The sequence below is a fragment of the Flagellimonas aequoris genome, assembly GCF_003584165.1.
Lineage (GTDB): Bacteria > Bacteroidota > Bacteroidia > Flavobacteriales > Flavobacteriaceae > Flagellimonas > Flagellimonas aequoris.
Window position 1 is genome coordinate 104761 of record NZ_QXFJ01000019.1, and the last position, 6919, is coordinate 111679.

Genomic DNA, 6919 nt, shown 5'->3' on the forward strand with positions numbered 1-6919 from the left:
TTATATCAAAGGCAGTTTTGCCCTAAATGTCTTACCCAAAAGAAAGACCATACTGTACTGATTGACATAGATTTATTGGTTGAATTACTTTCTTTTTTGTAAGAAAATGACCTAAAATTGATTTTTGTCAATTCCCCGAAAGATTTCTTGAAATAAGACGAATACACCTCCGTTTCTTAGACAAAGGATAGGAAAAATGCTACATTTTTTTATTTAAAAAGTAGGAGAAAAATTATCCAAGTAAAACGAAACTATTAAAAAGGTCCCCTTGTCATGAAAGAAATTTACTAAACACTCCTGAGTAAACTATCACAGGCTTATTGATCGGATTCCCAGTCAGAAATGAGATTTAGGGCATCCATGAAAATGGCTACCCCATGGGTGGCCTGACCTTCCCATGCCTTTTTTCGGCGGAAGTTGAATACGAAAAGAATCACTTACAAACAATAAATCAAAATCAACAAAACAATGAAAAATCAAGTTAACCGGAAATCTTCCTCCTTCTTTTTGATGCTGATCATCCTTTTTGTTACGAGATCCATGGCACAATCCAATGAATTGGTTGTCATCGATTCCAACTATTTCCAAAAACAGCAAGTGCTCGATCATTTGGGATCGGGCATACCTGTTGTTGAAGTTGATGCATCCAAAAATCCTTGGGAATCCATCCGCCAGTATCTGGAGCAGAACAGGTCTGCACAGGTGGTCCATCTGTTTGCCAACGCTAGCTACAACGCCATGGAGCTTGGGGGCAAAACCTATGATGCCAACGGGGTAGACCAGGAATTTGAGCTTTCCATGCTGGAGGGGCTTTATCAAGGAACCAACCTACAGCTCCTTATTTACGATTGCAATCTAGGTTCCAGTCCAGAAGGACTGGCCTTACTGAGAAAAATTAGTGACAAGGCTTATTTCAACATTGCAGTTCCTACAAATTGCAGCTCCATTTTTGGGGCCGATTTGGAGTTTGATCATACCACAATGAACCAACCAGTCAATAATTCAATATTTAAATAGAGCTACCAGCCATGAAACAAACCATAACGAATACCTTATCATTCTTTTTGTTATTTCTTCTGTTTGGAGCCGTGAAGGCACAAACCGTGGATATGACCGTAAAACAGGGGCCCAATGTGGATGTCATGGTAACTGTTGGTTCGGCCAATGTGGACCTCTCCACGTTTGAGGCCGATCTTGAACAGGCCATGCACCTTAAGGGAATCCCTCTGGGAAAACTCCGTGTGGAAGCTTTTCAAAGAAGTTCCATTTCTTCCGATCAAGCAGATGCCAGCGATATTTTCAATAGCTGGAACATTATGGATTTTAATGGAGCCGAACCCCCTAATGCACATAACTATTTAAGTAGTGCTGGAGGTGGTGCCTATTCGGGTCCTTACTTTTCCTTTGACTCGGGAACAAACCAGATCCTGGCAGATCCAGTGGCCCGAAATTCGGGTAATTATGGTGTGGCCATGTATGACCCTACGGGAGATGTTTCCGATGGGACCATTTCTGCTACCTTCGGACTTTCTGGGGCACCCTACACACATGCTGAAGTTGGTTTCATTTTCAAGAAAGAGGATAACAACAATTTTTACGCTTATATCATCGATAACCATACCGCGTGTGGTAACCTGATGAATTATGCGCCAGGCGATGGTTATCCTGCCGAGGCGATTCTTAAACGTGAAAATGGGGTGACCACCATTTTGGCCGTGAACACCAACAGTGGTACAACAGGTACGGCAACCTATGGCTGGAATCCCAGTAGAACTGATATGTTTTCTGCATTCTATAATGGCCAAGAGATTGAATTTAAAATTGAAATGTCTGGGGATGACATCAAAATTTCTCGAAGAGGTGGCGGAGGTAATGCAGGCACCGATTGGGTTGAAGCCTTTGATATTACCGACTCAACCTTTTCTTCAGGTAGCTATGGGTTTTATGTGCATGAGCAACAGAATGCCTACTTCAAGGACATCAACATTGAAAAATTGGAATTGCGTGCCTTTAAAGATGTACTTAGGGAGCCTCAATGGCGAAACAGTGCCTTGCGTTTCAACGTAAACCTGGATGATATAGAAGTTGCCGATTTTGATGTGGACACTGATCTTTCCGAAATCTTGATGCGTACCATCAATGAGGATATCCATTACATCGGTTGGGGAACCAATGCCAATGAGGCACAGTTTGAACGGTTTATTACCCAAAACAACAATCAAGGAACCTTTATCAATAGGGATGCTGGAAGTTGGTCCACTTGGATCGATGATATGGCCCAATACATTTATGAACAATATCAATTTGGCACCGTAAGTGCCGGTGAGTTCTTTATTGCAGGTACTTCGGTAGAAATCGATGTAGATCCGGCACAGCTGAAAAACAATACCGCCAATGCCAGTTACCCAAGTGGGCGTTGGAAAATTACCCATGATGAGACCTATTTTGAAAACAACACGGGGCGTGTTTCTTGGAGTGGACTGTACTTGGAAGATGTACCTGAGTATTATGAAAAACCCGGTAAGTATACCTTCACGTTTGAAGAAATGCCTACGGCGCCGACTACCTTGTATTTCCATCGTAGACCCGTGGCGAGTTTTACCTATAGCAATGATACTGGGTTCATCAACAATACCTCCTACGATTTGGATGGTGGTTCCAATAATGGAATTAACCAATCCGAATGGAAATGGAAAGCTGTTGACGCTGCTTCCACCAACGATTGGGTGGATGGCCAATTTGATAAGAACGCTGTTTCCGATGGTCAATATTTGGTAATGCTACGGGTCCAAGATCATCAAGGTACCTGGAGTAGTCCTACCAGTATCTATGTGGAAAAGACATCAGGTTCTGGGGGCAGTACAGATCTGCCCATTGCCCAGTTCAACATCCAACCGGATTTGATCAATACCTATACCGGGAACATGACCATTGCCATTGAGGACAACTCGGTTGATCCTTATGGCAGGACGTTGTCAACCCAAGAATGGATTGTGACCCAACGGACCTATGATGGTAACGGGGATCCAACCGACACCCAGATTTATAATGCTTCTACTCCATTGACTGATTTTTCGGCCTATAACAACCTTTCTGCCGACTACATCATCAGTTTGCGAACCCAAACGGATACCGGGGTATGGTCAGAACCGTTCTATCGAACGCTTACCATTGTGGACGATAATACCTTGCCGACCATTACGGCAAATCCATCCAGTGGAAGCTTGGATACCAATACCGATATCCAACTGGTTTTTCAGGATGAGAATGGAGGTAGTGGTTTTGATGTACAGCGTTTTGCAAAAGTACAAAGTGCCACGCCACCGGCAACGGACAATGCGGCTTGGACCTCATGGAGCAACAGCCAATCCAAAACAACCTCATTCAATTCTGGAGGTTCAGGATGGTATATCCATGCTGAGGTAATGGACAATGCAGGCAATGTGGGGACGGCCACTTTTGGGCCTTATGATATTACCTTGGTGGTAAGCGCCGATGACGACTTGGCCATTTTGGATGAAGATACCGTATCGGACCCCATTGACGTGTTGTACAACGACGTATACGATACCGGTGTTACCCCAACGGTGACCATCACGGTACAAGGAACAAAGGGTACTGCCGTGGTCAATGGAAGCAATCAAGTAGTGTATACTCCCGATGCCAACAAAAATGGCACCGATACCGTTACCTATGAATTGGACGATCAAGGCCAAAAGGTGACGGCCAATATCACGCTTTCCATTCTTCCTGCTGATGATGAACCTGTGGCAAATGCGGATAGCTTCAATTTGGATGAAAATGCAACATTGAACGAGGATGTTTCCACCAATGATGTGGAGATCGACGGGGATGATTTGGTATATCACATCATCACTAATCCGTCCCATGCGGCATCGTTTACATTCAATGCGGATGGTACTTTTTCCTATGAGCATGATGGTGACGAATCAGGAACAGATAGTTTCACATACAACTTTGAAGACGCTGTTTCTTTCTCTGAAACAGTAACCGTTTCCTTTAGCATCAACAATGTGAACGATACCCCCGAAGGAGGGAATATCACAGTGGATGTAATTCAGGATTTGGGATATGCGTTTGTTGCAAGCGATTTCACTTTTGCTGATGATGATCCGAGTGATGCATTCAACGGCATTCAGGTAGTATCTCTTCCCTCAAAAGGAACATTGACGTATAACGGCAACCCCGTATCCATCAATGATATGATTGATGATGTGACCTTGTTGGTATACACCACGGAGAGCGGTGAATTTGGAGAAAGCTACGCTTCCTTTTCATTTAAAGTGAAGGATGGGGATGATGCATTGAGTAGTACTACCTATAATGCAAATATTACAGCGGCCCAAGATACCGATGGCGATGGAATCCCTGACGATTCTGACGACGACGATGATAATGACGGTACTTTGGACATCAATGACGATTTCCCAAAAGATCCTACCGAGGACACCGATACCGATGGTGATGGAACCGGGGACAATGCCGATGATGACGATGATGGTGACGGTACCTTGGACATCAACGACGCTTTTCCAAAAGATCCAACGGAGGACACCGATACCGATGGTGACGGGACAGGGGACAATGCCGACGATGACGATGACGGCGACGGCACCCTTGACATCAACGACGCCTTCCCGAAAGACCCAACGGAGGATACCGATACCGATGGTGATGGAACCGGGGACAATGCCGATGACGACGATGACGGTGATGGCACTTTGGACATCAATGACGATTTTCCAAAAGACCCTACCGAGGATACCGATACCGATGGTGACGGGACAGGTGACAATGCCGATGACGACGATGACGGTGACGGAACCTTGGACATCAACGATGCTTTCCCAAAAGATCCTATGGAGGACACCGATACGGATGGTGACGGAACGGGCGACAATGCCGATGATGACGATGACGGCGACGGAACCTTGGATATCAACGACGCCTTTCCAAAAGATCCTACGGAGGACACCGATACCGATGGTGATGGAACAGGGGACAATGCCGATGATGACGATGATGGTGACGGTACCTTGGACATCAATGATGCTTTCCCGAAAGATCCTACTGAGGACACCGATACCGATGGCGATGGAACTGGCGATAATGCCGATGATGACGATGACAACGATGGTACTCTGGATATCAACGATGCTTTCCCAAAAGACCCAACAGAGGACACCGATACCGACGGTGACGGGACAGGGGACAATGCCGATGATGACGATGACGGCGACGGGACCCTTGACATCAACGATGCTTTCCCGAAAGACCCAACGGAGGATACCGATACCGATGGTGACGGAACAGGTGACAACGCTGATAATGATGCGGATAACGATGGTGTACCCGATGATGAGGATGCCTTCCCAACAGATCCGAATGAAAGTTCAGATGTTGATGGTGACGGAATTGGCGACAATGCCGATAATGATGATGACAATGACGGAGTGGAAGACGTGGACAACGATGGTGACGGTCTTGGTGATAATGTGGACAATGATGACGATAATGATGGCATACCTGATAATGAAGATGCCTTCCCAACAGACGCCAATGAGGATACCGACACGGATGGCGATGGTATTGGAGATAATGCCGATACCGATGATGATGGGGACGGATATTCCGATGAAGTCGAGTTGAACGAGGGTACTGACCCAACAGATGCTTCGAGTACTCCTTTGGATACGGACGGTGATGGTATTCCTGATAGTCTGGACGATGACGATGACAATGACGGTGTTGCGGATTGGGATGATGCCTTCCCGACCAGTGAGGAGCCCACTTTGGTACCTGCCCAGGCCTTCACACCCAATGGTGACGGCAACAACGATACTTGGATCATTCCAGGAATCGACAATTATCCCAACAATGTGGTGAAGGTGTACAACCGATGGGGACACGAGGTGTTCGCCGCAAGATCCTATCGTAACGATTGGGGAGGTTTCTACAAGAGCAGGAACGAAAAACTCCCTGCGGGATCCTATCTGTACATTCTTGATCTTGGCAATGGCAGTGCTCCGTTACAGGGCTGGATCTTTATCAACTATTAAAAATCAACAAAACAAAAAACACAGCTTAAAATCATGAATACAACAAATAGAATAGCAATACTGATCATGGCCTTGGTCCTTTCGGTGGCCGTAAAGGCCCAACAGGACCCGAACTATACCTTTTACCGGTACAATATGAACATCTATAACCCCGCTTTTGCGGGAAGTTCGGAGTCGGCAGAACTCTCGTTGGGCATCAGGAGCCAATGGGCGGGCATCCAAGGGGCACCGGAGAGCCAAAGTGCGATCTTCGGGATGCCGATGGGCAGGAACCTTGGCCTCGGGGTCTCCATCCTGAACGACAAGACCTTTATAGAGCACCAGACCTGGGTGGCCATCGATGTGTCCTATCACATACAGTTGGATGGGGACCATACATTGTACTTTGGTATCAAGGGGAGCGCGAATTCCTACGATGCCAATACCGATGGATTGATCACCTACGGAGTGGGGCAGGACGGGGCACTTGTGGGCTACGAGAGCCGTTTCACGCCCAATGTGGGCGCCGGGGTGTTCTTGAAGCACGACAGGTATTTTGTTTCGGTGTCGGCACCGAAGCTGTTGACCCCTGACCGTCTCCAGGAGCGTGATGGCAATGCCTACCTGGGTGTGGACCGTATGCACGCCTATCTGAGCGGGGGGTACACCTTTCTCCTCGGCAAGACCCTGGATCTGAAGACCATGGGGATGTTCCGTTACGCGGATGCCTCGCCCATGTCCCTGGAACTTACGGGGATCTTGGATTTCGGGGAGCGTTTTGAATTCGGTGCCTCCTACCGTTTCGATGAGAGTGTCAGTGGCCTGGTGCTGTTCAATATCAGCAACGGGCTGAACATAGG

3 protein-coding genes are annotated in these 6919 nt (G+C 46.8%); all 3 read left to right on the forward strand.

Going from position 1 to position 6919, the window contains the following annotated elements; translation table 11 throughout:
• Positions 1-468 precede the first annotated feature (468 nt).
• Positions 469-1017, forward strand: coding sequence for a DUF4347 domain-containing protein (locus D2U88_RS08705; RefSeq protein ID WP_119639970.1), 549 nt, complete (start codon positions 469-471; stop codon positions 1015-1017).
• Positions 1018-1028: 11 nt separating this feature from the next.
• A complete protein-coding gene (locus D2U88_RS19515) occupies positions 1029-6080 on the forward strand; it encodes a T9SS type B sorting domain-containing protein (protein WP_182859153.1) in 5052 nt (1683 codons plus the stop codon).
• A 33-nt stretch (positions 6081-6113) separates the two neighbouring features.
• A partial coding sequence (locus D2U88_RS08715; RefSeq protein WP_147378568.1) for a PorP/SprF family type IX secretion system membrane protein occupies positions 6114-6919 on the forward strand: 806 nt, incomplete at its 3' end.

Bases quoted from the DNA above. Each gene is read 5' to 3' on its own strand.
- D2U88_RS08705 (WP_119639970.1), top strand. From the start codon at position 469: ATGAAAAATCAAGTTAACCGGAAATCTTCCTCCTTCTTTTTGATGCTG.
- D2U88_RS19515 (WP_182859153.1), top strand. From the start codon at position 1,029: ATGAAACAAACCATAACGAATACCTTATCATTCTTTTTGTTATTTCTT.